Genomic DNA, 23093 nt, shown 5'->3' on the forward strand with positions numbered 1-23093 from the left:
TGATTTTCAAATAGTTACAACGACGAAAGGCTTTTTTGTACCGCTAGGGCGCCAAATTTACCCTGAATCGGGGCATAAAAGGTAATTTACTTCCACGATAGCCCATAGAGTGGACGCTTTTAGACAATTCGAACAAATCCTATCTTCACATGCCGTTCAAATATGCCGCCAGAGCGGGCCATTTCACACTGAGTTTGAATAAAATAAAATCCGAAAACACGCGCGTGGATGGGTGTGGGGGCGGTGCGTCGCGTTGATCTGCATGCGTTCCGGTCATGGAGCGGTAAGGTGCTCGGAAGCGGGCGGGCCGATACCCACTACGGATCCGAGGCTCTCGCATCCCAGCCTGTCGCTTCCGGTCGGGTCCGTCGCAAAAAGCGGGTGGTCGGACTTTGTGATTTGGATTCCGGCACCGAATGCCGTCTGCTTTGACCCGAGACCGCAGCGTTCCGCAGCCGGTGCATGCGCGACAAGGGTGCGGAGTCAGGCGGGGATGGGGGACGCATGAACGCGGCGCTCGGGATCATGTGCAAGGCGCCGCATCCGGGCCGCACCAAGACGCGGCTTGCCGCCTTTCTGGGCCCGGAGCGCGCGGCCCACCTCTCCGCGTGCTTCCTTCAGGATGTCGCCAATGCCGTGCTGGCGGTGCCGGACGCCCTGGAGCGTCAGGGCTACGGCGTCTATGCCCCGGCCGGAACCGATGTCGAGCTCGCGAAGATCCTGCCGGCGACCTTCCGTCTGCTCCTTCAAGAAGGCGCGGAGTTCGGGCTCGTCCTCGGCACCGCGGTGCAGCGCCTGCTGGGCGAAGCGGGCCATGACTGCGTCGTGTTGATCAATTCCGACTCGCCGACCCTGCCGGTGGCGCTTCTCACCACCGCGATCACGGCCCTGCGGCGACCCGGCGACCGGGTCGTGCTCGGGCCGGCGATCGATGGGGGCTACACTCTGATCGGACTGAAACGCGACCATCCCGAACTCTTCGCCGATATCCCGTGGAGCACGGGCGACGTGCTACGCCTGACCCTGGAGCGGGCTGCCGGGATCGCCCTCCCGGTCGAAATGCTTCCGGTCTGGTACGACATTGACGACGTAGAGGCCCTCCGGATTCTGCAGGCGGAGATCGCCGGAACCCCGCCGGCCTTCGCGTCGCCCGGCATCAGCGGGGGTCCGGCCCCGGCGACCCGCGCGATGCTGGCCCTATGGCCTGAGGTATGAGCGCGGTTCGGGGAGCCGCCGGGCGCCTCACCGGTCTCGGCCTCATCGGAACTCTGCTGGTCGGCCTCGGGATGCCGGCTCTCCAGCGCCTGGGGGATGATGCCTTCCTGATGCTCGCCGTCGCCGGCGGTGTGATCGCGGCCTTGGGCGCCCGGCTGGACGGGATCGAGGGGCGCCGGGCGCTCACCATCATCATCGGCGCCGGCCTGGCCATGCGAGTGCTGGCGCTGCCCGCGCCGCCGATCCTGTCCACGGATATCTTCCGCTACGTCTGGGACGGGATCGTGCAGGGCGCCGGCATCAACCCCTATCGCTACGTGCCGGCCGATCCCGCGCTGGCGTCCTTGCGCGGGGCGGCGGTCTACTCGTTCATCAACCGCGCCGATTACGCGGTGACCATCTATCCGCCCGTGGCCCAGGCGTTCTTCTTCCTGGTCACCCGCCTGTCGGAGAGCCCGCTCGCGCTCAAGGTCGCGCTGGTGGCCTGCGAGGGCGCGACCCTCCTCGCTCTGGTCGGCCTGCTGCGCCTGACCGGTCAGCCGGTGACGCGGATCGCGGCCTATGCCTGGCATCCGCTCCCGATCTGGGAGATCGCCGGCCAGGGGCACGTCGACGGATTGATGATCGCCCTGATGATGCTGGGCCTCTGGCTCGCCCTGGTCCTCGGCCGGCGCTATGCGGGCGCGGGGGCGATCATCCTGGCGGCGCTGGCCAAGCCCTTCGCGCTGATCGCGCTGCCCGGCCTGTGGCGGCCCTGGGACTGGCGGATGATCGGGCTGGTGCCCGTCGTCATCGCGGCGGCCTACCTTCCCTATCTCTCGGTCGGACGCGGCGTGCTCGGCTTCCTCGCCACCGGATACGTCGAGGAAGAAGGGCTGTCTTCGGGCGCCGGGTTCACCGCCCTGCGGATCTGGCGCGGCTGCGTCGGGGAATGGCCGCACGACACGGCCATCTATCTCGGCCTCTGCCTCGCGATCCTGGCGGCCCTGGCCCTGCGGACCGGGTTCCGCGCGGTGCGGACGCCGACACGGAGCCTACACGACATCAATCTTTCGATCGTGACGTTACTCTTCCTGCTCTCGCCCGAATTCCCATGGTATCTGCTGATGGCGGTGCCGTTCCTGAGCATCGCCGCGACCCTTCCGGGATGGGCCCTGACGGTGGGAGGCTTCATGCTCTACGATGTCGTCCCCGGCGATCCGCAAATCTCCTTCGAGGGCCGCTCCGCGCTCCTGGCCGCCGTGGTCGCGGCCGCCGGGCTGGCGCAGGTCGCCCTTGTCCGGCGACAAGAAGCTCCGCGATGACCGCCGCCGCCCCGGTCGTCGATCCGCGCCGCTACCACGAGGCGGCGCCGAAGGCGGTCGGCACCGTCGTCGAGCGGCCCCCGGTCTGCCTCTACTTGGAGGTGACGAACCGCTGCAACCTGCTCTGTACAACCTGCCCGCGCACCTACGTTGAGCTCGAGCCGCCAGCCGACATGAGCTGGGCGCTGTTCACGACGATCGTCGATCAGGTGCCCCAACTCAGCCGGGCGGTGCTCCACGGGGTCGGCGAGCCGATGCTGGTGAAGGACCTGCCGCGCATGGTCCGCTACCTCAAGGATCGCGGCACCTACGTCCTGTTCAACACCAACGGCACGGTGCTGTCGGAGAAAAACGGCCGCGCCCTGATCGCGGCGGGGCTCGACGAACTGCGCGTCTCCCTCGACGCCTCGACGCGGGCCTCCTACATCGCGGTGCGCGGCAAGGACTACTTCGAGCGCATCCTGAAGAACGTCCGCGCCTTCCGGGCCCTGCAGGAGCGCGAGGGGCACGCGCGGCCCCGGGTTTCCGCCTGGCTGACCGGCCTCAAGGAGACCCTGCCCGAACTCCCTGCCTTCGTGCGGGTGGCCGCCGAGGCCGGGGTGAAGGAAGTCTACCTGCAACGCCTGGTCTATTTCGAGGACGACGCCATCGGCATGGCCCGGCCCGATCAGGCCCTCTACGAGCGCATGGAGGCGGACGAGGCCCATTACCTCGCCGAGGCCGAGGCGGTCGCGGCCGAACTCGGGTTGACCTTCTCGGCCTCGGGTGCGGCGAGTGAGCCGGGTATGAGCCTCAGGCGCGACGACGACGGCTCGCCCTGGTCGCTGTGCCGCCGGCCGTGGAACGTCATGTACTTCACCGCCAACGGCCGGGCGCTGCCCTGCTGCATCGCCCCGTTCTCGCAGCGCGGCTACGAGAACTACACCCTCGGCGACGCCACGCAGGACAGCCTGCGGGCGATCTGGAACGGCGCCGCCTACACCGATTTCCGCGCGGCACTGCTCTCCGACACGCCGGCGCAGGCCTGCGCCAATTGCGGGCTGCGCTGGAGCCTGTGACCGCCCTCCCCTCCGTCACGGCCATCGTCCCCTGCCTGGACGAGGAGACCGCGATCGCCGACGTCGTCGCCGGGTTGCTGGCGAACGGCGCCGATGCGGTCGTCGTGGTCGATGGCGGCTCGCGGGACGCGACCGCCGCGCGGGCGACGAGCGCCGGCGCGCGCGTCATCGTTGAGCCGCGCCGCGGCTACGGCCGGGCGATCCAGACGGGCATCGCCGCGCTGACGCCCGAGACCCACATCGTCCTGTTCGTCGACGGCGACGGCAGCGACCGGCTCGACCGTCTCCCGGGCCTCCTCGATCCGATCCGAGCGGGCCGCGCCGACTTCGTGCACGGCTCCCGGATCCGGGGGAGCCGGGAGCCGGGAGCCATGAGCCCGCAGCAGATCGTCGCCGGGCACCTCGCGGGCTGGCTCCTGCGCCTCGTCTACGGGGCCCGCTTCACCGACATGTCGCCGTTCCGCGCCATCCGCCGCGACGCGCTGGCGCGCCTCGGCATGGCGGACGAAACCTATGGCTGGAACCTCGAGATGCTGATGCGCGCCTCCGCGGCGGGCCTGCGCTGCGAGGAGATTGCCGTGGGCCAGCGACCGCGCCGGGGCGGGGCCTCCAAAGTCTCCGGCGACTGGCGCGCCGCAATTCGCGCCGCCTGGATCATCGCCACCACCTTCCTGCGCCTCGCCCGCACCCTCTCCCGGGAGGGGCGCCCTGCTGGCTGACGGGCCCCGGCGCCGCGGCCCGCGCCCTCAGGTGGCGATGCGGACAAGGCTGGCGGCCCACCCGTAGGTCAGGCCCGGGGGGAAGCGCCGGCGCAGCTCCGCGTCGAGGCCGAGGCTGCGCCCGGCGCCGAAGACGCTGAACAGGAGCATGAGGCCACCGAGGAAGACGTAGGTGAAGGGCCATTCCTGCGGATGCTGGTACAGGCCGAGCCAGAGCTGGGCGACGAAGGCCACGCCGATGGCCCCGGTGATCCGCACGCCGAGACCCAGGAGCAGCGAGACCGCGAAGGCCAGCTCGGTGAAGAAGACCAGGAGATCGAGGACGTAGAAGTTCGGCACCGGCAGCAGCACGGACTTCACCAGATCGCGGTGGATCTGGAAGGCGGCGTTGGTCACCTCTTCGCCCGTCCAGTAATACAAGCCGTTCTCGGTGGAGAAGAACGGCAGCTTCCAGAGCATTCCCTGGAACCACATGGCCCCGACCAGGGCGCGGAGAGCCCACAGGGTGAGATCCCGCCCGGTGCGCTGTCTCGGATCTTCGATCCATTCGCGCAGCGCGACGGCGACGCTCCCCAAGATCAGCAGCAGAAAGCCGCCGACCACGAGCCAGCGCCCGTAGCCCAGGGCGAGTTGATCGCTCTGCTGCCCGATCAGGAAAAGCCAAGTGTCGGTGAAGGGATCTGTTCGCATGGCATCGATCCTCGGTTGAGGGGCGCAGGCCCGTCAGGAGCAGGCCGTCCGGAGGGGTGGGCTCGCCGTGGATCCGGGCCGGGGCTCGGAGAGGCGGATCGGCAGGTCGGCGAGGCGTAGGGACCGCCGCAGGGTCCTGGACAGCGCATCCACCAGCATGGTCAGGACGGCGGTCGCCGCGATCAGCGTCACGGCGACGTCGAGGCGCAGCTCCGAGATCGCCGCGTCCACGTAGAAGCCCAGCGTCGCCACTCCGAGGATGCCGAAGATCGCGCTCTCGCGCAGGATCAGCTCCCAGCGGTACAGCAGATAGGCCAGGAACTGCCCGTAGAGCCGCGGCACCGTCTCGTAACTGTAGAGATTCAGGCCCGTCGGGGCGTCGGCACGGTAGGGGAGATCGTCGGCGTGGCGGCCCATCAGGTAGCCGACGATGCCGGCGTTGTGGATGGTCAGCGCCAGGATCGCCGGCAGCATCGACGGGCCGAGCAGCTGCAGCAGCACGTAGGCCAGCATGTATTCCGGCGTCGAGCGCACGACCACGAGGACGACGCGGCCGAAGTGTCGGCCGACCGGCCCCGCGAACCGGCGCGAGGCCAGGGGAAACAGGAGCAGTGCGCCCAGCGCGGTGGCGACCAGCGCGACCTGCGCCAGCACCAGGGTCTGGACGGCGCCGGGCAGGATCTGCTGGGTGAGGATCGGCCGGAACCAGAGCCAGAGCCGGCTCCAGGTTGCCGGGTCGAGGAGTGCGCCGGACCGGAGCGGGCTCGGGACGATGTCGTGCGTCACGAAGCGTTCCAGGCTGGAGAGCCAGTGCGTCGTACCGACGGTTCGCGGAAGGGCGAGCACGCTGACGATGAGTAAGAGGGGCAGGGTCGAGAGCCGCATCCAGAGGCGGCGTGAGCCGATCAGGCCGTAGAACACGAGGAGCAGGGCGCCGGCCTCGGCATAGCGGCCCTGCCGGAAGGCGGATTCGAGGTAGAAGCCCATGGTCGGCAGGCCGATGAAGCCGAGCACAAGGGTCGAGCGCATGGCGCACTCGAACCGGTAGAGCGTGTAGTGCCGGAAGGCGGCGGCCACGTCCGGCAGCCGGCCGTAGACGAAGGCCGAGAGGGCACCGGTGCCCTCGGGCAGCACCCGCAGGGCCGCGAGGTCCGCCTCCTCGATGATCTCGGAATAGACCTTGGCGCAGATGCCCGCGTAGGGCAGCGCGATGGCGAGGATGCCGGTGGTGGCCGACAGGCCGAACACCTGCATCAGCAGCAGCGCCCAGAATAGCTCGTGCACGGAGCGCAGGGCGGCGCACACGAGGCGCACGCTCCGGACCCTGGCGAAGGGAATGGCGAGGGCAAAACCGGCCCCGGCCCCCAGCGTCACGCCGAGGATCGCGAACGCGACGGTGTAGACGACGCTCCAGACTTCCACCGACGGGAAGTCGGGATGGATCAGGCCGCCGAGCAGGCGCTGGAGGTCGGCCCAGGGATGCAGGCTCGTGATCGCGAGGTCGGCCGCCAGGAGCGCGGCCAGCGCCCCGCCGACGAACCAGCGCGTCACCGCCGCGTAACCCCAGCCGGGGATCCGGCGGAGGGCGCTCACGCGGCCTGCCCGTAGAACGGGATCAGGGCCGCTTCGTCGAGGTCTCGGGCGGGCGCGTCGAGGACGATGCGCCCGGCGTCGAGGACCACGATCCGGTCGGTATGCGCGAGCGCCAGGGCGATGTCGTGGAGCGCCAGCACCAGGGTCCGGTGGCGCACGGCCAGCCGCTCCAGGACGAGGCCGCCCTGGGTGCGGTCCAGGGCCGAGACCGGCTCGTCCCCGATCAGGATCGGGCGCCCGTTGTAGAGCGCGCGCGCCACGGATACGCGCTGCTGCTGGCCGCCGGACAGGGCGCCGGCCTTGGCGCGGAGCTCGCCGGACAGGCCGACCTCCCCGAGGATGCCCCGGATCTCGGACAGGTCGGCGCGGGCCGGAAACGCCAGGGTGCGCAGATTGTGCAGGGTCGAGCGCTGGTCGAGCCGGCCCATGTAGACGTTGTGGAAGACCGACAGGGTCCGCACCAGGGCTGCCGCCTGCGGGATCAGCGCCACGCGGGCGCGCGCCTGGGCGTGGATGAGCCCGAGCAGGGTGGACTTCCCCGCCCCCGAGCGTCCCATCAGGGCGACGCGTTCCCCGGCGCGGATGGTCAGGTCGACCCCGAACAGGACCGGCTTGCCGTCATAGGCCGCCCGGGCGCCCGACAGCACGATCTCCGCTTCGGGCGGGGTGAGGGTCACGGCGCCGCGGGCCACCTAGTCCAGCAGGCCCGTGGCTTTCGCCACGCGCTCCACCGGTTCGTAGGCGGCGTTGGTCACCGGGATGAATTTCGAGCGGGCGAAGGGCGCCAGTATGGCCGGATCGGATATGCCGATCAGGGCCGCCTTCAGCTTCTCCGTGAAGCCCGCGCCGTAGATCGCGTCGACGTCGCCGCGCACGGTCCACTGGTAATCGGGGAAGGGCGGGCTCTCCCAGATCACCCCGACGTCCGTCTGATCGACCTTGCCGGCCTTGCTGTCGAGATCCCAGACCGAGTAGTCGACCGCCCCGACCTCGAAGGCCCCGGACTGGACCAGCTGGATCGTGCGGCTGTGGTCCCCGGAGAAGCCGACCCGGGCGAACACCTCGTCGGGCGTCTTGCCCGGGAACGCCTCGCGGATGAAGTATTCCGGCATCAGGCGGCCCGAGGTTGAGGCGCGCGAGCCGAACGTGAATGTCTTGCCGGCGATCGCCTTAGGGAAGTTGGCCGATTTCGTCAGGCCGGTCTTCGTGTTGGCGATGAGGTAGGTCTTGAAGGCGGCGTCCTCCGCGCCTTGCGCGATCGCTTGCGCGCCGGGGGCGGCCTTGCGCGCCTGCACTCCGGTGAAGCCGCCGAACCAGGCGAGCTGGACCTGGCCGTTGGTGAAGGCCGTCACCGCCGCCGGGTAGTTTTTCACCGGGATGTATTTGACGGGCACGCCCAGCTTGCCTTCGAGATAGGTCGCCACCTTGCCGAAGCGCTCCACGAGGCGACTCTCGTCCTGGTCGGGAATGCCGGTGAAGACGAAGGTCGGCTTGGCGCTCTCCTGCGCGCCCGCAGGTCCGGACGCGACAAGGCATCCCAGTCCCATCAGCAGCGCCCCGCTCAAAGTCCGTCTCAGCATCGTCGCCCCCAGCACCCTGTCCAGATGCTCTAACACCCCCAAGCGGAGGCGGATGTCCAATCAATTGACGACTGTCGCCGCCGCGGGGTCACTGCGCCGGGCGAACCCCTGTTGACGACGGGAGTTCGCGGGCCGGTGCCGGGCGGTTACGAGCCGCGCCGCTCGCGCCGGGCTGCCGAGGCGCCAGAAGGTCCCAGTATTGGATCGCGCCGGAGACGCGAGGGGCCGCCGAAGATGTGATGTTACCGCGACGCGTCTCCGTGCGAAGGAGGAGAAAACGCCGCGCGCCACGATGCCGATTATCGTGAGACGTCACGCCGGATCGCGTCAGAGGATTTCCATGGCTTCGACGTCGCAGACGTCCGCGCTTCCGATGCCGGCCCCCGCCGACCCGGCCCGGTCCTTCTCGCTCGGGATTGGGCTGACCAACGAGTGCAACCTCGCCTGCAGCTTCTGCTACCGCGATCCGGACCGGCTGGACCGGCTCGGGCCCGATCAGGTTCGGGCCGTCCTCGACAGCCTGCCGGTGCGCTCGGTCAATCTGGGCACCGGCGAAAACGGGATGCATCCGCAATTCCCGCGGCTCCTCGACATGCTGCGGGCCGAGCCGATCAAGCTCACGATCACGTCGAACGGGCATTCGATTGCGGTGATCGACGATGTGGCGGTGCAGGCCTTCGCCGACGTGGAATTCTCCATCGACTATCCGACCCGGGACGAGCAGGACGCGCAGCGCGGCGCCGGCAATTGGGACTTGGTGATGGCGCAGGCCGCCCGCTGCAAGGCCCTCGGCGTCGGCGTCACCTTCATCGCGGTGATGATGCGGACCAACTTCGACCGGCTGCACGAGATCGCTGCCATCGCCCAAAGCTTTGAGGCGCCCCTGCGCATCAACGTCTACCAAGCGGTGCGCACCGACGCCTTCGCGCTCACCTACGATGAGTACTGGGGCGGGTTCGCGCGGCTCTTCGCTGAGACCGACGTGATCGCCATCGGCGAGCCCCTGGTCCGGGCCATGGCCGGCCTGCCGGCGCGCAAGGGCGGCTGCGGGGTCGGCACGGTGCGGGTGACACCCCGGGCCACGGTGCAACCCTGTGTCTACTGGAGCGGCACCGGGCAGAGCCTCGACACCCTGCGCGAAGCCGGCAGCGGGATCGTCGAGACCGCCCCCTTCGCGGCGGTCCGCGCCTTGCCGGAGCCCTGCCGGGGATGCGCGCACGAGGCGTCCTGCCATGGCGGCTGCGCCGGGCGTCGGCGGCTGATGGATCGGCTCGATCAGGTGGATCCGTACTGTCCGATCGTGCGCGGCGAGTCCCGCCCCCTGGCGATCACCATGGCGCCGGCCCGCGACCTGCCGAAGCTCGAGAGCGCGTGCACGACCATCGTCCAGGCGCGCGTCCGGGACGTCCGTGGCTGACGAACCCGAGGCCATCGCCGGGCTGGGCCAAGTCGCGGACGCCTTCGCGGTGGTCCTGTGCGACGTGTTCGGCGTCCTCCACGACGCGACGCGTGTGCTTCCAGCCGCTACCGGCGCGCTGGGCGCCTTCCGGGCGGCCGGCGGCACGGTGGTACTCGTCTCCAACACCGCCGAACCTGGACGCCGCCTCGCGGACGCGCTCCGGGACCGCGGCATCCCTGCCGCATGGGACGACCTCGTCACCGCGGCCGACGTCGCCCGCCTCCTCTTGCGTGATGGGGCGTCGGCGCGAGCGCATCATATCGGGCCGGCGCGCGACCGCGTCCTGTTCGCGGGCCTGCCGATCGCGCTGACCGGTGTCGAGGACGCCAATCTGACCGTTTGCACGGGTTATCCGGACGGCGATGACGACCTCGATGCGATCCTGGCCACCGCGCACCGGCGCGGCCACCGCCTGCTCTGCACCAATCCGGACACGTGCCTGACGGTGGGCACGACGCGCCTGCGCTTCGCCGGCCTCGTGGCTGAGCGCTACCGGACGCTCGGCGGCCGCGTGGTCGAGACCGGGAAGCCCGGTGCGCTGATCTATCGCCACGCCCTGAAGCGCGCCGGTCGGGCACGCGGCCGGCCGGTCGCCCCCGAGCGGGTCCTCGGGATTGGCGACACCGCGGCGCTCGACGTTCTGGGGGCGCTCAGGGCCGGCTTCAGCGCCCTTCAGGTCGGCGGCGCGCCACCGCTCCCGCTTCCGGCATTCTCCCCTGGCCGCCTGTACCGGATGCCCGCCCTTGTCTGGTAGGACCGGGCCGAGACCTCTTTCGTTGCCCTCGATGCCCCAGGATTCGGCCATGGATACCCCCCCGGTTCGCCTCACCAGCCTCGCCCATGGCGGAGGCTGCGGCTGCAAGCTCGACCCCGAGGTGCTGCGCACGCTGCTGGCCGACCAACCGGTGGCCGGCCCGTTCGAGCGCCTGCTCGTGGGCAACGAGACCGCCGACGACGCCGCGGTCTGGGCGCTGGATGACGGGACCTGCCTCATCGCCACCACGGACTTCTTCACGCCGATGGTGGACGACCCCCACGATTTCGGCCGGATCGCCGCGACCAACGCGATCTCCGACGTCTACGCCATGGGCGGCAAGCCGATCCTAGCGCTCGCCATCCTGGGCATGCCGGTGGGCAAGATCGCGCCCGAGATCGTCGCCCGGATCCTGAAGGGCGGGGCCGCCACCTGCGCCGAGGCGGGCATCCCCATCGCGGGCGGCCACTCGATCGACACGCCGGAGCCGATCTACGGCCTCGCCGTGATCGGCCTGTGCGACCGTGCCCGCATCCGGCGCAACGCCGACGCGCGGGCCGGCGACGTCGCCATCCTGACAAAGCCCCTCGGCGTCGGCATCTACTCCGCCGCGATCAAGCGCGAGGCCCTCGACGCCGCGGGCTATGCCGATTTCGTCGCCACCACGACGCGCCTCAACAGGGTCGGGGCGGATCTAGCGGGCGATGCGGAGGTCCATGCCATCACCGACATCACCGGCTTCGGCCTCCTCGGGCACGGCCTGGAACTTGCTCGCGGCGCCGGCTTGACCTTCGTCATCGCGGGCGGCGCGATCCCGCTCCTGCCCCGGGCCGAGGCGCTCGCGCGGGAGGGCTTCGTGACCGGAGCCTCGCACCGCAACTGGGCCAGCTTCGGCAGCCAGGTGACCCTGCCCGAGGGCCTGCCCGACTGGCGGCGCCACCTCCTCACCGATCCCCAGACCTCCGGCGGCTTGCTCGTGACCTGCACGCCGGCGCGGGCCGAGGCGATCCTGACCCAGGTCCGGGCCGCGGGCTTCGCGGAGGCTGCCGTCGTCGGGCGGTTCGAGGCCGGCGATCCCGGCATCCGGGTCGAGGCCTGACGGGCGGCCCCGTGCCGCCGCGCGACCCGCCGGTCGCCCCGATCCTGCGCGGCAAGGCGTACGGGGCGGCTTCCGAATTCACACCCGATAGCCTGCTTCGCGAGGCGCGCCGGCAGCGCGGCCTCGGCGCCGGCCGGGTGCCCGCGCTGTGCGTGCTGGACCCCGACGGCGACATCGTCCGCCACCTGCGCGCGACCGGCGTGGCGCGGCGCGATCCGGACTGGGCGTGCTATCACACCGACCTCTTCCGCTTCGAACGCGACGGGCGGGAGTTCGGGATCGTCGGCTGCGCGGTCGGCGCCCCCTTCGCTGTGCTGGTAGCCGAGCAGATGTTCGCCTCGGGCTGCGAACTGCTGATCAGCATCACCTCCTCGGGCCAGATCACGCCCTCGCGAGCGCCGCCCTACTTCATCCTGATCGAGGCGGCGCTCCGCGACGAGGGCACGAGCTACCATTACCTGGCGCCGGCCGACTTCGCACAGGCTCCGGCCGACCTCGTCGCGGCCATCGCCCCCGCCCTGTCGGGGATCGGGGAACCGGTGGAGCGAGGCATGACGTGGACGACCGATGCGCCTTACCGCGAGACCCGACAGGCCATCGAGGCGGCGTCCGCGCGGGGCATCCTTGCGGTCGAGATGGAGGCGGCGGCGCTCTACGCCTTCGCGCAGGCTCGCGGCAAGGCGGTGCTGTGTTTCGCCCACGTCACCAACCAGATGGGCCAGGCCGGCGATTTCGAGAAGGGCGAAGCCGACGGCGCGACGGCGGCGCTCCGCCTCGTCGCGGCCGCCGCGGCGGCCCAATTCGCGCGGCGCTAAAGAGCCGCCGTGCGGAACCCGGCGAACACGTCGCGGCGATCCGGGCCGAAGAAGTTGCGATAAGCGGCGTCGACCATGCGCGAGCGGGTCGCCCAGGCGCCGCCGCGCAGGACCTTGCGGGTCCCGAAGGCGGGCTCCGAATACTCCTTGTAGGCGTCGGGCGCGAAGCCGGGGAAGGGCAGGAACGGACTCGCCGTCCATTCCCAGACATTGCCGAGCATCTGCCGGCAGCCCCAGGCGCTGTCGCCCTCGGGGTAGGCGGCGACGTCGACGCAGCCGACATGTCCGCCATCGAGGTTGGCGAGGGCGGGCGTGGGTGCCGCAGCCCCCCAGGGATAGGCGCGCTTGGTTTCGCCGAGCGTGCCGTCCGGCGCCGGCCCGCCGGCGGCGGCGGCTTCCCACTCCGCCTCCGTGGGCAGACGGCGGCCCGCCCAGCGGCAATAGGCGTTCGCCTCGTGCCAGTTGACGTGGACGACCGGCTGATCGGGCGCCAGCGGCTCGTCCCGGTCGAACCTCCGGACGGTCCAGTCGCCCCGCCCGTGCCGTGTCCAGTAGACCGGATGATCGGCACCTGCACCGTCGCGCCACCGCACGCCGTCGGCGTCCCAGTAGGCGCCCTCCCGGTAGCCGCCATCCGCCACGAAGGCGGCGAACTCCGCGTTCGTCACCGCCGCGCGGGCGATGCGGAACGGCGCGACGGGCACGGGATGCGCCCATTTCTCGTTGTCGAAGACGAATCCGCCGCCGGGCTCGGATCCGAGCCGCCACGTTCCGCCGCCGACGGCGACGTCGCCCGGCCAGGGGCCGGTCCCCGTCTCCCGCGCGCAGGCCGACGCGGCGAAGGCCGGCACCGGGTAACCGAGGGTCTGGCGGGTATAGGTGAAGGCCTCGTCGTGCATGTCCTCGTGGAAGGTGACGAGCTGATAGAGTTCGGCCTCGCGCGGCGTGGGCTCGCGACCGGCGAGGCGCCCGACCAGCGCCTCGTGGACGCGAGCCATGTAGCCGAGCGTTTCGGGCAGCGGCGGCAGCGGGATCGACCAGCGCGTCGCGTGGGGCACCCGCGCGGAATCGTAGAGCGCGTCGGCTCGGTCGATCAGGGGCCGATGACCGTCGAGTCCGCGCAGGATGAAATGTTCGTGGAACCAGGCGAGATGCCCGATTTCCCACAGGAGGGGGTTCACGATATCGCTCTGTGGCCCCATGAGGCGGTCGCGATCGAGGCCTGCCACCAGTTCGAGCGTGCGCGCCCGGGCATCCTGCAGCATCGCCACGAGATCGGCAGTCGAGACCTGTGCGCTCATCGGACGTCCTGGAAGCCTGTCGAGACCATGAAGATCAGCCTCATCACGCCGGCTGCGCGGACGTCCCGCGCCGGCAACCGGACGACGGCGATCCGTTGGGCGCGCATTCTCGGCGATCTCGGACACCAAGTCGACGTGGCGACGGACTACGCCGAGGACGCCGACGCGGATCTGATGCTGGCCCTGCACGCTTGGCGCAGCGCCGCCGCCATCGCGCGCTTCAAGGCACTTCATCCGGACCGGCCGTTGGTGGTCGCCCTGGCGGGCACGGACATCTACCATTTTCTCTCCGCGGACCCCGAGCCGATGCTGCGCTCGCTCGACTTGGCGGACCGCCTGATCGGCCTCCACGACCTGGTCGCCGCGGCCCTTCCGCAACGCCATCGCGCCAAGGTCGACGTCGTGTTCCAGTCCGCCCTCCCGCGCCGACTGCGCTGGCCGGTCTCGGAGGAGGCTTTCGAAATCCTCGTCGTCGGGCACCTGCGCGCCGAGAAGGACCCGTTCCGCGCCGCCCGCGCCGCACGGCGGCTTCCGGCCCGGTCCCGCATCCGCATCGTCCATCTCGGGGGCGCGCACGAGGCGGTCTGGGCGGCGCGAGCCCGCGCCGAGATGGCCGACAACCCGCGCTACCTGTGGCTCGGAGACCGGCCCGGATCCCTGGTGCGGCGCTGGCTGACCCGTGGGCGCGTCATGGTCCTCAGTTCGCACCAGGAGGGTGGCGCCAACGTGGTGTCCGAGGCCATCGTGTCCGGCCTGCCGGTGATCGCCTCCGACATTCCCGGCACCCGCGGACTGCTGGGATCAAGCTATCCGGGCTACTTCCCGGTCGGCGACGATGCGGCGCTGGCCGCCTTGCTCCTCCGCGCCGAGGAGGAGCCGGCGTTTCTGAGCACCTTGGCTGCGTATGGCGCGGCGCGCGCCGAACTCTTCGCACCGGCACAGGAGTGCGAATCCCTCCGGCGTGTCGTCGCGCGTTGTACTGAGGATCGCTCCGATCCAACAGCTCCGCCATCCGCGGCGAGGCTCACGAAAAATCCAGACAGACGCCGAAGCGGGGAAGGCGACGCGTCATGACCGACGCACTGGATCGACGCCGCATGCAGCCTGAGCCTGACACTTTTTGATGGCCTTGCGGCCGGCGGTGGCAATCGCCCAAAGCTGTCTCAACCCGCTCAAGATGACCTGCAAATCGGCGCGCGCAGTCGGCTGGATCCGAAAAACGATGATGATCCTCACTCGACGTCGGGTTCCAAAATCTGGTGTCGATCTCTGATGTCCGCCGCGCCGAAAAGAGCTTGTTCAACCAGCGGCTGGGCAATGATCGGACGTGAAGTTTGGTCTGCTTCTGGAACGGCGCCGCATTGGGCTCCATGACCGGAATGCGCGCACAGCCGAACGCCCGGTTTTGGGCGCTCAGGCGATCTGGCGCGACGAAGTCTGGCCGAAAGCGGCTGGTCCGCTTCGCGGAGGGCTCGTTGGAAAAGCGGACGAGCTCCTATCGACCCCAAACGGTTACCAGCGGACGGGGCTTGCTTCTCCCAAAGCAGACATCCGCCCCGCCGCCGATGATGGTGGGCATTCGCCGACGCAGATACCGGCCAGCTCTCGAAGCTGGTCGAGCGTGAGAGTGTATCCCAAGCGCCGCGTTCGGTCTTCATCCCGTGCCGCTTTTGCGCGACCCATTTCAGGGCATCGGCTCCCAGCTACAGTCGCACGGGCGGATCGTCAGCGACGATCAGCACCGGCTTCTCCTGAGCAACCTTCGCCGGATCACCGGGATGGTTAAGGCTCTTGGCCCGCCGCGCGGTGTGAATAGGGTCTGTGATTGCGGCGTCGTCGGCGCTGGTGTGGGATCTACGGTCATTAGAGCGACCGGCCCAATCCGTGCGAACTGCTCCGACGCGAGGGCTGTCACCCTGATGCCGAAGCGTGGCACCGCTTCGCGCAAGTCTTCCGTGATGCCCTCCAGGGCAAACCTTCTGCCGCACTCAAGCGCGGCGATGCTGGCGCTGAGGTGGGGACGGGACATCGAATTTGACCAGGAACCCGAAGGCCCAGTTTCCTGCCGCGGCGGTCCCCGGTCCAGGCATACCGTCTAGCTATGCAGCTACAAGGCGACAACGCGGGAAGGCAGGAAGCTTCTCATTTCCGGCACAACCCGGCGGTGAGCAGTCCATCGCATGGTCCCGGGATCCGAAGATCGAGAGCGGCGCCTGCCGTTCGAGGAGATCGTGCGCCTCGTCCACCGCACCGCCTTATAGAAGCAAGGCCTAATCGAGGTCGATGATGAGTGCTGAAGCCTCCAAGGCGGATTGGGCCGCCTCGAAAGGCTTGGTCGCGGAGAGGGTTACGTGCTCGACCATGATCCTGGTCGAAGTGAGCGGGCCGGTCATGATTTCAACCTCGAATTCCAACGGCTGAACGCCCTGCAGCGCAAGCCGCGACTGCTCGTCCCTGGGCTGTCCGGACGCTCGCTCAATTCTTGGCTTCAAGCGACCCGAGCTTGACCGTGCCCGTATTGGCCTCGACCATGTTCGGCGCGTCGGGCAGCCACCGGACGGCACCCACGGTCGCGAAGCCCCCCTGCTTGAGGACCTGCGCGGCATCTGTCGCAACGTTCCGGTTGCGATAGGCGACGGTGATGGTGGCGGGCACCTTGAAAGGCTCGACGGAGGCGGTGGCCGGCCGAGCATCCTGCCAGCGCGTTAGGGCTGGCACGAGGAGACCGCCCTGCGCACGCACGTCGGCGGCGCTCAGCGCGAGACCAGGCGTATGGTAGGCCGCGCCGATGACAGCAGGAACGGAGAAGGCACCATGCGCGGCGATGCCGAGGGTCGCCTCCGACGCGGCGGCCGGCAGGAGGGCCGCCACCGCCATCGTCAGGGCGGCAGTGAGGGTGACGGTACGGTGGGACATCTTTCGATCCTCTCGGTGTGACGGGGACCCGTCGTTCGATCAGGAGAAGATGCGGCCGAGAGCCGTATCCATCAAACAGATGCAATCGATAGCCAACATCCACGCCGTGAATGATGGTACGTTCACGCCATCCTCGTCGCCGGCCAATTTCGTCAGGGACGCTGCACGGTCCCGCTTGCCGGATCCTGCATCGTCCGGTCGCCGGGGATGTGGTCGAGAACCACGAGCGAGCCCAGCCATGACGATCAAGCACCGTGACCTCGCCGGCATCGACCTGAACCTGATCGTGGCACTGGATGCGCTCCTGACCGAAAGCAGCGTCACGCGGGCCGCTGCGAAGGTCGGCATCACGCAATCGGCCATGAGCAGCAGCTTGGCTCGCCTGCGCAAGCTCCTCGGCGACGAGCTCCTGACGCGCACGCCGGACGGCATGCGCCCGACGCCGCGCTCGCTCGCCCTCATCGAGCCGCTCCGAGCCGCCCTTCGCCAGTTCCAGGGCATCGTCCTCCGAGAGGACGACTTCACCCCCGCGACCGTCGAACAGTCCTTCACGCTTGCCATCCCCGGCAGCGTCGAGGTGCGTCTCATCCCGCGCCTGCTCGCGTTCCTTGCACGCGAGGCGCCTGGCATCCGCCTGCACCTGGTCAGCCTCGATTACGGCAGCGTGCTGGGCGACCTCGACGCCGACAGGATCGACATGGCCGTCGGTATGATCACCGAAGGCCAGGTCCACCATAAGGTCCGGCCGCTCTATCGCTTCGGCTTCCTGAGTCTATTCAATCCCCGGCTGCTCGGCATCAGTGGTCCGCTCTCGCTCGACGACTTCGTTCGCTTCCCGCACATCCTGACATACCTGACTGGCGTCGGCCCGGGGGTGGTGGATACGGCGCTCGCGAAGGTGGGCCGGACGCGGAGGCTGGCGGCGACGACGCCGCGCTTCGCCACCGTGCCGTTTCACGTGCAGGCCGCGCCCTTGATCGCCACGATGGCCGACGAGCTGGCCACGACCTTCGCGGCCCAGCTCGGCTTGGCGACGAGCCCCGTGCCGGTGCCAACTGACGAGATCGTCATCTCGATGCTGTGGCACGCTTCCTATGACCGTGATCCCGCCCATCGTTGGCTGCGGGAGGTCATGGTTCGCATGGGGCGGGCGGCGGGGAGCGCACACGGGGAAGAAGCGGTCTAATCCGTTCCCTCATGCTGACTGCACCTGTGGGCCTGCGCGAACGCGTCGGCAGGTCCGACGATGTCCAGCGCCCGGGATTCCGGGGGGGCGACGAGACCGACTGCGACGGTCCTTGCGTCCATCGTCATCCCTTCCCGACAGGCCACCCACGCAGTCGATCAGTTGAGCGGTCCGGGGGCTTCGCCCCGGGCAGGCGGCGTGCTGTGTGCGCTGGCCATCATTCCGGTGGCCAGCGAGCGACGCTCAGTCATGCTGGCCGCAGCCGCACCCCGGTGCATGGGTCCCACCGGGCCAGCAAGAGGCGCGAATGACGCCGCAGAAGTTGCCCCTGCGGAAGTCCGGCTCCTTGTCGGCGATCACGTCGGCCTTGACGTTGCCGAAGGTGGTGTCCGGCTTGTGCTTGATGCCGTCGTAGAAGGCCTGGCCAATGTCCAGTGCGACCGACAGGTCTACGCCCTCGCGGTGATCGGGACGGCGCTTGCTGCCGGACCTCGTCTCCCCAACCGATGCGAGCCCGCCTTTCGACACGCTCCTCGTGGCCGGCGCACCCCGGATGCATGGGGCTGCGGTCGCCCCCGAGCTGCTCGTGTGGCTCCACTGCGCCGCCGAGCACTGCCGGCGCTATGGCGCGGTCTGCAGTCGAGCGTTCCTGCTTGGGCAAGCGCGGCGGCGGCCAGATGCAGTTCAGCCGTCGCGGCGTAAGCGCGCCATTCGGCCGCTCGGCGCTGCTGGACGCCCAACGCTGGGCGGCCGCGCATCCCGCCGAGGACCTTCGGGTCGAGCGGCTCGCCAGCCGGACCGGCATGAGCCCTGCCATTTCGCGCGAGTGTTCCGCGCCGAGACCGGTATGACTCCGGCAGCTTACGACGAGACGGTGCGGATCGAGGCGCTGCGCCGCGTCTCCTGGAAACGGGTGACCTTGCCTTGAAGCAGGTCGGGGGCGCCTGCGGCTTCCGGGATGCCGACACGCTTCGACGCGCCTTCCTCCGGCGTGTGGGCACCACGCCTGCCGAGTACAAACGCTTGCACGCCCCCGGCTGACGCGCGACCGTCATGCCGGAGACGCGGGCCCGGCGAGGCTCAGGCGTCTTTGGGACACGCCCGCATTCGGATATTCAAAGTGCCTCTCAAAGTCGTGCGCGAGCCAGCGATGTTCGCTTGGATGCCTTCCGCTCGAACGCAAACTGTCTGAAATTTACCACAAGCGCACCTTCTGCTTCCGATCACTGCCAGCCGTAGCAGATGCTGAGCGTAAATCCCGAAAGCCGCCATTCCCTATGCCCGCTTCCAAGATGAACACTATCGCGCGCCTTGTGTCCGGAACCCCCGTGCCTTTCGGCGGTGACCGCGTGACTGTGATCACGCCGGAAATCGCGGAAGCCTTCCAACCTGGTGATCATCTGCTGGTCCTGCAGGAGACCGGAGACCTGCTCCACATCCCCGCGGCTCAGATCGCCTTGGCCGCGGCGGCGGTGGACCGGGCGCATGCAGCCTTCATCAAGATGTCGGCGGTACCGGATCAAGGCATCGAGCAGTTTTTCGACCGTTTCGCTGCGCTCCTCGAAGACCCGTCGGCTTGGCATGCCATCGCTGAGGCGAACCGGCAGGATGTCGAGCGCGCCCAGAGCAGTGGCCGTTCGACAACCCGCCTCCTCGCCACCGACCGGATGCGGCAGGACATGATCGCGGGCCTGCGGGCGTGGCGTGACAGCGAGACGCCGCGCGGTCGGGTCGTTGAACGCATCGTCCACGCCGGCTGGACGGTCGAGCAGGTGGCGGCACCACTCGGTGTGGTCGGCTTCGTTTTCGAGGGTCGCCCGAACGTGCTCGCCGATGCCGCAGGTGTCCTGCGCAGCGGCAACACGGCCGTCTTCCGCATCGGCAGCGACGCACTCGGCACTGCACAGGCTATCATGCAGCACGCGCTCATGCCCGCGCTGAGCGAGGCCGGCCTCCCGCCTGGAGCCATCTCGCTCGTCGAGAGCCCGGAACGGTCGACGGGCTGGGCGCTCTTCGCGGACCGTCGGCTCTCGCTGGCGGTAGCACGTGGGTCGGGTCGGGCGGTGGCTCAGCTCGGGAGCGTCGCCCGACAAGCCGGCACGGCGGTCAGCCTGCATGGAACCGGCGGTGCGTGGATGGTTGCCGACCGCGACGCAGATGCGGAGCGCTTCGCCGCAGCTGTCGAAGCCTCGCTGGACCGGAAGGTCTGCAATACGCTGAACGTGTGCTGCATCCATCGCGCCCGGGTGACGGATCTGGTGCCGATTTTCCTGGCGGCCCTCGAGTCCGCCGGCCGCGCGCGCGGCTTCGGATGCAAGCTTCATATGGTCGTAGGCGACGAGACCGTTCTGCCGAAGGCTTGGCGCACCGCCACCGTCCGGGTCCGGCGCGCTGACGGTGAGCGCGTCGAGTCGCTGACGGAGATCCAATCGGAGGATGATCTCGGCCACGAATGGGAATGGGAGGACACGCCCGAGGTCAGCCTGAAGATCGTGGATGATCTCGATCACGCGGTGACGCTGTTCAATCGCCACAGCCCGCGATTCGCCGCCTCGTTGATCAGCCGGGACCGGGAGGCGCATCGCCGCTTCTACGACACGGTGAACGCGCCGTTCGTGGGTGACGGGTTCACCCGGTGGGTCGACGGGCAATACGCTTTGAACCAGCCCGAACTCGGGCTGTCCAACTGGCAGAGCGGCCGTCTCCTCGCCCGGAGCGCAATCCTATCCGGGGGCGGTGTCTTCACGCTGCGCAGCCGCGTCACGCAGGACGACCCAAAGTTGCGGCGATGAAGGATTGGAATGCCGCGAGATGAATTGGCGACCCGTCATGGAGATCTCGACGGCTGGCCGGCGGCATCCTGTTTGAGCGTCAATTTCCGGCGCAAGATCTTGGCGCCCAGCCATTCATCCGAGGCACGTCAGCCGGGGTACGGCGGAGGACATTGAAGCCAGCATGGTGTCTCCAGCTCGGTCCACGCGCGGTATGGGCGACGCTGTGGCTGGCTGAGGGAGGGCGGCGACCGTCGCCACCCCCGCCTCGACACGTCGGGTCTGAAGGACCTCAGAAAGCCAAATCGACAGAGGTCCGTCAGCCTCCGGCCTGCAGCGCGGCTTCGAGCTGCGGCCCGGTCTGGGACCATAGCTGGCCGATCTGCTGCGCCGTGGGATCCGGGAAGATCGAGGTCTGACCTTCGGCGAGGCCCCGGACGATGTTGGCGGCCGCATGTTCGGGCGACGCCTTCTCCATCGGCATGTCCCTGGCTAAGTCCGTGTCGATCGGGCCGGGATAGATCCCGACGACGGTGACCCCGGATTTCGCCAGGGAGCCGCGCAGCCCCTGGGTCAACGACTGCAGGGCGGCCTTGGAGGCCGAGTAGCCGGCCAGGAGCGGTACGGGCGCAAGGCCGACGACGCTGACGACGTTCGCAATCGTCCCCGATCCACGGCCGGTGAGATGCGGCAGGAAGGCCCGGACGACCCGCAACGTCCCGTAGTAGTTGACGTTCATATCCGCCTCGACCGCGTCCTGGTTCGTAGCGATCCAGTCGCCGAACGCCATCGTGCCGGCGTTGTTGACGAGGATGTCGAGGTCCCTGGCGATCCCGGCGGCCGCTGCGACGGATGCGTCGCTCGTCACGTCGAGCTGCAACGGGACGACCCGGCGGTCGCCGAAGTCGGGCAGAGAAGCCACGCTGCGCGCGGCGGCGTAGACCTTCGCCACATCCGCCTTGAGGAACTCGCGAACGACGGCCGCACCGATGCCGCGGTTGGCGCCTGTGACCAGGACCACCTTGTTCTGCAGGGACATGATCTCTCCTCCGGTAGGCGTCGCACGCCAGACACGTTTCGCCGCGATGTAAACCGATCTGTTTACATTGGCCTCACGTAAACAGATCGGTTTACCCGGTCAAGGCCGTTCGGTATGGTGCCGAAGGATGGAAGGGGGGGCCGATGGCCGGCGACGTGCGGGGCGAGGAAAAGAAGCGGGAAATCGTGCGTCAGGCTTTCGACCGCTTCTACGACGGCGGTTTCCACGCGACCGGCGTCGATGCCGTCCTCTCGGAAAGCGGCATCTCGAAGCGTACGCTATACAAGTATTTCCCGACCAAGGACGCCCTGATCGAGGCGGTCCTGGAACTCTACGGACAGGTCATCGTCGGGAGGCTCTTCGATCCGGTGGCGGCTTCGAGCGAGGAACCGCACCAGCAGATCATGGCCTTCTTTGATGCCCGCAAGGCGATGATCGACGAGAACCCGACGCGAGGCTGCCTGGGCATCAAGGCAGCCCAGGAGTTCGTCGGCAAGCACGCCGGCTTGGCCGCGCACGGGAAGCGTGCGGCGCTTTACGTCGAGCGACGCTTCATCGACCTCTGCGAGCGGGCCAGGCTCGCGAGGCCGGCCGAGGTGGGCAAGCAAATCCACGTGCTGTTCCAGGGCGCCCTGCTGCTCTCGCAGGTCTACGGCGACGGTTCACCCTTCGTGTCCGCCAAGCATGCGGTCGCGGCGCTGCTTGAGGCAGCCGACGGGCCTACTTCCTCGGGTCGTCCATGATGCCGCGTTGGTATCGTCAGGCGACCGGTTCCGCGAGCGCGGAGGGCCCGTCGGTGTCGAGCGACACGGGACGCGCTAGGGCGGTTGCCTGAGGGGTTGGCTTGTGGCGTAGAGCCCGGCCAAGCGTCCTGCGGAGGGCGAGACGTCGGCGCCCGCGAGGTTGTTGGTTTCCTGCGAGAGGGTCCGCGAACCGAACAGGCTGGCCGTCTCCGGGCGGGGCTCGGGCGACCGGCACAATCGATACGCCCACCGCGCCCTGGCGAGGAAGGTCGCACTGGCATCGACCGCGTCTCCTCGCCCGGATGTCAGTCGACCTTGATTCCCGCGTTGCGAATAGGGGCAATTGCCGCCATCTCGATGCGGGCAAGAGGCCGTCGACGTCATCGGAGCGAGAGGCACATATGGGCGACCTGCCACCGGAGCCCTGCAGTTGCTCCGCCGTGAGGCAGGCGGCCAGGCACCTGACGCGTCTCTACGACGGCGTGATGGCTCCCACGGGCCGCGGCCTCGACCAATATTCCATCCTGGCCAAGGTCGAACGCCACGGCGAACCGTCAGTCCAGCAGCTCGCCGCGCTTCTGGTCATGGATCGCTCGACCCTGGGCCATCTTCTGCGACCGCTGGAAAGGCGCGGACTCCTGACTGTCCGGCCATCGACGAGCGACGGCCGGAAGCGGGTCTTGGCGCTCACTTCGGAGGGGAGCGCGCTTCTCGGGTCGGCCAGGCCGCTCTGGAGGTCCGCTGAGGAAGGCTTCGAGGCCAGCTCCGGGCAGGATGAGGCGGCCGGTCTCAAGAACCTGATGCGCCAGGTGACCACGACCGATCTCCCGGGTACGGCGCGCTAGGGATGC

Annotated in this window: 22 protein-coding genes and 1 pseudogene; 15 read left to right on the forward strand and 8 right to left on the reverse strand. The window is 69.0% G+C overall.

Going from position 1 to position 23093, the window contains the following annotated elements:
* The first annotated feature begins 504 nt into the window (after window positions 1-504).
* From JOE48_RS06545 to JOE48_RS06560, 4 genes are read left to right on the forward strand one after another with little or no spacing between them, the layout of a single operon-like run.
* Window positions 505-1215, forward strand: coding sequence for a TIGR04282 family arsenosugar biosynthesis glycosyltransferase (locus JOE48_RS06545; RefSeq protein WP_210028762.1), 711 nt, complete (start codon window positions 505-507; stop codon window positions 1213-1215).
* Entirely contained in the window at window positions 1212-2519 is a 1308-nt protein-coding gene (locus JOE48_RS06550) for a hypothetical protein (protein WP_210028764.1), read from the forward strand. Before JOE48_RS06545 ends, JOE48_RS06550 begins: the two co-directional genes overlap by 4 nt.
* Window positions 2516-3577, forward strand: a complete 1062-nt coding sequence (locus JOE48_RS06555) for a radical SAM protein (RefSeq protein ID WP_210028766.1) — start codon at window positions 2516-2518, stop codon at window positions 3575-3577. The genes JOE48_RS06550 and JOE48_RS06555 overlap by 4 nt, the downstream gene beginning before the upstream one ends.
* On the forward strand, window positions 3574-4296 hold the full coding sequence (locus JOE48_RS06560; RefSeq protein ID WP_210028767.1) for a glycosyltransferase family 2 protein: 723 nt from the start codon (window positions 3574-3576) through the stop codon (window positions 4294-4296). The genes JOE48_RS06555 and JOE48_RS06560 overlap by 4 nt, the downstream gene beginning before the upstream one ends.
* A gap of 27 nt (window positions 4297-4323) precedes the next feature.
* Here the strand turns inward: JOE48_RS06560 and JOE48_RS06565 are convergent, their stop codons facing one another.
* Genes JOE48_RS06565 through JOE48_RS06580 form a run of 4 tightly spaced genes read right to left on the reverse strand, consistent with a single transcriptional unit; the run spans window position 4324 to window position 8159 of the window.
* Window positions 4324-4986, reverse strand: a complete 663-nt coding sequence (locus tag JOE48_RS06565) for a DoxX family protein (RefSeq protein ID WP_210028768.1) — start codon at window positions 4984-4986, stop codon at window positions 4324-4326.
* Between the two features lie 33 nt (window positions 4987-5019).
* A complete protein-coding gene (locus JOE48_RS06570; protein ID WP_210028769.1) occupies window positions 5020-6579 on the reverse strand; it encodes a PhnE/PtxC family ABC transporter permease in 1560 nt (519 codons plus the stop codon).
* Window positions 6576-7256 carry an ATP-binding cassette domain-containing protein gene (locus tag JOE48_RS06575; protein ID WP_210028770.1) on the reverse strand — a complete coding sequence of 227 codons (681 nt, stop codon included), beginning with the start codon at window positions 7254-7256 and terminating at the stop codon, window positions 6576-6578. The genes JOE48_RS06570 and JOE48_RS06575 overlap by 4 nt, the downstream gene beginning before the upstream one ends.
* A 15-nt stretch (window positions 7257-7271) precedes the next feature.
* Entirely contained in the window at window positions 7272-8159 is an 888-nt protein-coding gene (locus tag JOE48_RS06580; RefSeq protein WP_210028771.1) for a putative selenate ABC transporter substrate-binding protein, read from the reverse strand.
* 340 nt (window positions 8160-8499) lie between these two features.
* Between JOE48_RS06580 and JOE48_RS06585 the strand changes: the two genes are divergently transcribed.
* Genes JOE48_RS06585 through JOE48_RS06600 form a run of 4 tightly spaced genes read left to right on the forward strand, consistent with a single transcriptional unit; the run spans window position 8500 to window position 12286 of the window.
* Window positions 8500-9576, forward strand: coding sequence for a radical SAM/SPASM domain-containing protein (locus JOE48_RS06585; RefSeq protein ID WP_210028772.1), 1077 nt, complete (start codon window positions 8500-8502; stop codon window positions 9574-9576).
* On the forward strand, window positions 9569-10372 hold the full coding sequence (locus JOE48_RS06590; RefSeq protein ID WP_210028773.1) for a TIGR01459 family HAD-type hydrolase: 804 nt from the start codon (window positions 9569-9571) through the stop codon (window positions 10370-10372). The genes JOE48_RS06585 and JOE48_RS06590 overlap by 8 nt, the downstream gene beginning before the upstream one ends.
* A gap of 49 nt (window positions 10373-10421) precedes the next feature.
* Complete coding sequence (selD, locus tag JOE48_RS06595) at window positions 10422-11471, forward strand: selenide, water dikinase SelD (RefSeq protein ID WP_210028775.1); 1050 nt, start codon at window positions 10422-10424, stop codon at window positions 11469-11471.
* Between the two features lie 11 nt (window positions 11472-11482).
* Window positions 11483-12286: a nucleoside phosphorylase gene (locus JOE48_RS06600; RefSeq protein WP_312893104.1), complete on the forward strand. Its 804-nt coding sequence runs from the start codon at window positions 11483-11485 to the stop codon at window positions 12284-12286.
* On the opposite strand, the gene senA is transcribed toward JOE48_RS06600, so the two are convergent.
* Complete coding sequence (senA, locus tag JOE48_RS06605) at window positions 12283-13587, reverse strand: selenoneine synthase SenA (protein ID WP_210028777.1); 1305 nt, start codon at window positions 13585-13587, stop codon at window positions 12283-12285. The two genes, JOE48_RS06600 and senA, sit on opposite strands and share 4 nt — an antisense overlap.
* A 27-nt stretch (window positions 13588-13614) precedes the next feature.
* On the opposite strand from senA, the gene senB reads away from it, so the two are divergent.
* The gene (senB, locus tag JOE48_RS06610; RefSeq protein ID WP_210028780.1) at window positions 13615-14661 is read left to right on the forward strand and encodes a selenoneine biosynthesis selenosugar synthase SenB; all 1047 of its coding nucleotides are present in this window, start codon (window positions 13615-13617) and stop codon (window positions 14659-14661) included.
* A 1401-nt stretch (window positions 14662-16062) separates the two neighbouring features.
* Here senB and JOE48_RS06620 read toward each other — a convergent pair.
* A complete protein-coding gene (locus JOE48_RS06620) occupies window positions 16063-16503 on the reverse strand; it encodes a hypothetical protein (RefSeq protein ID WP_210028782.1) in 441 nt (146 codons plus the stop codon).
* A gap of 238 nt (window positions 16504-16741) precedes the next feature.
* Between JOE48_RS06620 and JOE48_RS06625 the strand changes: the two genes are divergently transcribed.
* Window positions 16742-17689, forward strand: coding sequence for a LysR family transcriptional regulator (locus JOE48_RS06625; RefSeq protein ID WP_210028784.1), 948 nt, complete (start codon window positions 16742-16744; stop codon window positions 17687-17689).
* A 243-nt stretch (window positions 17690-17932) separates the two neighbouring features.
* Here the strand turns inward: JOE48_RS06625 and JOE48_RS06630 are convergent.
* A pseudogene (locus tag JOE48_RS06630) lies at window positions 17933-18121 on the reverse strand (phosphohydrolase); the annotation flags it as partial.
* Window positions 18122-18342: 221 nt separating this feature from the next.
* On the opposite strand from JOE48_RS06630, the gene JOE48_RS31010 reads away from it, so the two are divergent.
* The 3 genes from JOE48_RS31010 (at window position 18343) to JOE48_RS06640 (ending at window position 20481) form a co-directional block, all read left to right on the forward strand.
* Complete coding sequence (locus JOE48_RS31010; RefSeq protein WP_312893105.1) at window positions 18343-18540, forward strand: hypothetical protein; 198 nt, start codon at window positions 18343-18345, stop codon at window positions 18538-18540.
* Window positions 18541-18613: 73 nt separating this feature from the next.
* Window positions 18614-18730, forward strand: coding sequence for a hypothetical protein (locus tag JOE48_RS31190; protein WP_409518567.1), 117 nt, complete (start codon window positions 18614-18616; stop codon window positions 18728-18730).
* 308 nt (window positions 18731-19038) lie between these two features.
* Window positions 19039-20481 (forward strand): aldehyde dehydrogenase family protein, encoded by a 1443-nt coding sequence (locus JOE48_RS06640; RefSeq protein WP_312893106.1) that lies wholly within the window; start codon window positions 19039-19041, stop codon window positions 20479-20481.
* A gap of 298 nt (window positions 20482-20779) precedes the next feature.
* Here the strand turns inward: JOE48_RS06640 and JOE48_RS06645 are convergent, their stop codons facing one another.
* Window positions 20780-21499, reverse strand: a complete 720-nt coding sequence (locus JOE48_RS06645) for an SDR family oxidoreductase (protein WP_210028787.1) — start codon at window positions 21497-21499, stop codon at window positions 20780-20782.
* 143 nt (window positions 21500-21642) lie between these two features.
* On the opposite strand from JOE48_RS06645, the gene JOE48_RS06650 reads away from it, so the two are divergent.
* Entirely contained in the window at window positions 21643-22242 is a 600-nt protein-coding gene (locus tag JOE48_RS06650) for a TetR/AcrR family transcriptional regulator (RefSeq protein ID WP_210028788.1), read from the forward strand.
* Between the two features lie 485 nt (window positions 22243-22727).
* Window positions 22728-23087, forward strand: a complete 360-nt coding sequence (locus tag JOE48_RS06655; RefSeq protein WP_245252739.1) for a MarR family winged helix-turn-helix transcriptional regulator — start codon at window positions 22728-22730, stop codon at window positions 23085-23087.
* Window positions 23088-23093 lie beyond the last annotated feature (6 nt).

Source organism: Methylobacterium sp. PvR107 (assembly GCF_017833295.1).
Lineage (GTDB): Bacteria > Pseudomonadota > Alphaproteobacteria > Rhizobiales > Beijerinckiaceae > Methylobacterium.

Coding starts and splice junctions, on each gene's coding strand:
- JOE48_RS06620 (WP_210028782.1), bottom strand. CDS start 16,503: ATGTCCCACCGTACCGTCACCCTCACTGCCGCCCTGACGATGGCGGTG.
- JOE48_RS06655 (WP_245252739.1), top strand. CDS start 22,728: ATGGCTCCCACGGGCCGCGGCCTCGACCAATATTCCATCCTGGCCAAG.
- JOE48_RS06625 (WP_210028784.1), top strand. CDS start 16,742: ATGACGATCAAGCACCGTGACCTCGCCGGCATCGACCTGAACCTGATC.
- JOE48_RS06550 (WP_210028764.1), top strand. CDS start 1,212: ATGAGCGCGGTTCGGGGAGCCGCCGGGCGCCTCACCGGTCTCGGCCTC.
- selD (WP_210028775.1), top strand. CDS start 10,422: ATGGATACCCCCCCGGTTCGCCTCACCAGCCTCGCCCATGGCGGAGGC.
- senA (WP_210028777.1), bottom strand. CDS start 13,587: ATGAGCGCACAGGTCTCGACTGCCGATCTCGTGGCGATGCTGCAGGAT.
- JOE48_RS06645 (WP_210028787.1), bottom strand. CDS start 21,499: ATGTCCCTGCAGAACAAGGTGGTCCTGGTCACAGGCGCCAACCGCGGC.
- JOE48_RS06650 (WP_210028788.1), top strand. CDS start 21,643: ATGGCCGGCGACGTGCGGGGCGAGGAAAAGAAGCGGGAAATCGTGCGT.
- JOE48_RS06565 (WP_210028768.1), bottom strand. CDS start 4,986: ATGCGAACAGATCCCTTCACCGACACTTGGCTTTTCCTGATCGGGCAG.
- JOE48_RS06580 (WP_210028771.1), bottom strand. CDS start 8,159: ATGCTGAGACGGACTTTGAGCGGGGCGCTGCTGATGGGACTGGGATGC.
- JOE48_RS06545 (WP_210028762.1), top strand. CDS start 505: ATGAACGCGGCGCTCGGGATCATGTGCAAGGCGCCGCATCCGGGCCGC.
- JOE48_RS06555 (WP_210028766.1), top strand. CDS start 2,516: ATGACCGCCGCCGCCCCGGTCGTCGATCCGCGCCGCTACCACGAGGCG.
- senB (WP_210028780.1), top strand. CDS start 13,615: ATGAAGATCAGCCTCATCACGCCGGCTGCGCGGACGTCCCGCGCCGGC.
- JOE48_RS06585 (WP_210028772.1), top strand. CDS start 8,500: ATGGCTTCGACGTCGCAGACGTCCGCGCTTCCGATGCCGGCCCCCGCC.